Genomic DNA, 1,658 nt, shown 5'->3' with positions numbered 1-1,658 from the left:
TTGGACTTCGAGTCCGTAACCATAAACTGATCACCGCCATTATTCCCAGTAATTCAGGTTTAAGTATGTTGGTCCTTGAGACCGTGTTTAGGAAATTAGAATCGCCGAGGATGACTCCGGAATGGCTCTACACTAGTAACTTAGGAGATGTTAGTTTGGAAACACACGATATTATTGGTATTGACGTTTCAATGGGAAGAAGTAGCTGTGCGATTTATCATGCAAATCAATGTATATTTGATTTCACGTTTACCCACACGATTTCCGGTTTTAAGACTCTCATTTCACGGATTAGCCTGACGGTTAATCCAGTGGTATATTTCGAATCTACTGGCATTTATTCAAGGCCAGTGCGAACCTTTTGTGAGCGTAACCAGCTAGACTACGTTGAAGTTAATCCACTAACTCTACACTTTCAAATGAGTACCCTACGTCGTCTTAAAACTGATCGTAATGACGCTCATAAAATTGCCCAATACGGGATTCAGTACCCACAAGTTTTATCACAACCATTTACTCCTGAATACGGAAAGCTTCGGGAGTTAACCCGATTTTATTCTCAGATAGAGAACGATATAAAGGACAAACAAATGAGTTTACACAATGCTCTTCAACAGACTTTTCCAGAGTTAAAACACTTATTTGCTAGTCGAGTATCCACGCTGGCCCTTAACGTTATTGAGTTATTTCCACACCCAGAACTAGTGAACTGTTTGTCACAAACTAAACTGAAAAATATTCTGATGAAAAGCACCGATAAGAGAATTTCTAAAGTAAAGGCTCTTCAGAGAGCACAAGAGCTTTTACACTTTGCTTCAGTTAGTTACCCTGCAGCTAGTGCTGACAGTGTACAGGTTGATGAGGTTCGATACTATGCGCGAATACTCATTAATCTGAAGCTTAAAAAGAAACATCTCATCAAGCAATTAGTTGAACTTGCTAAACCACTGCCTGAGTTTCGAATTATGACTTCTTTCCCAGGTATCGGCGACCAAACGGCCGCCGAGTTGATTGGTGAATTAGGTGATATTCGTCGATTCTCTAACAATCGCAAACTTAATGCCTACATTGGCATCGACTTGAATCGTTATCAATCTGGTACTTACACTCGCCAGGACCATATTAATAAACGTGGTAATGCCCATGCACGCAGTATTTTATTCTTTGCTATTCGGAACATGGTCCGCCAGCAGGCCGCCGCTCCTAATCACATTGTTGATTACTATTACCGGTTAAAAAAAGGACCTCATCCCAAACGGGATAAGGTCACAGTGGTGGCTTGCATGAATAAGACGGTCAAATGTCTGTTAACCATGGTGAAAGCCAACCAATCGTATGATTATTCATACCACGGACTCAAGGTCCAATAAGGTCTCTGCCTTATAATTCAATTCTAGCAGTTTCACGGTGATAATTCTAATTTACATCATCGTGAAATACTGTTTAGTATACGCAAATTTAGCCGTGAGGTTGGTTCTAAAGCAGCTCAGTGGTGTCATTTGCGTTAGTCGAGGTTGTTTCTCGACTTACCCAAAGACCGAGCTTTAAGACAAGTGGGGTTCTTGGCTTAAAGTCGTGTCCACCACGTTCCAGCTGCTTTAGAACCAACCGGTAAGGCGGAAGGCTTCCACAATCTGGGCTTGACTAATCGTAGGAAA

Annotated in this window: 1 protein-coding gene; it reads left to right on the top strand. The window is 41.4% G+C overall.

The genetic code is table 11. From position 1 onward, the window contains the following. Positions 1-110: 110 nt before the first annotated feature. On the top strand, positions 111-1,370 hold the full coding sequence (locus D1831_RS14170) for an IS110 family RNA-guided transposase (RefSeq protein ID WP_125073448.1): 1,260 nt from the start codon (positions 111-113) through the stop codon (positions 1,368-1,370). Positions 1,371-1,658: the final 288 nt, after the last annotated feature.

It is taken from the genome of Lactiplantibacillus garii (assembly GCF_003885105.1).
Lineage (GTDB): Bacteria > Bacillota > Bacilli > Lactobacillales > Lactobacillaceae > Lactiplantibacillus > Lactiplantibacillus garii.
The sequence above is the reverse complement of the archived record's forward strand: the minus strand, read 5'-3'. Positions and strand labels throughout refer to the sequence as shown.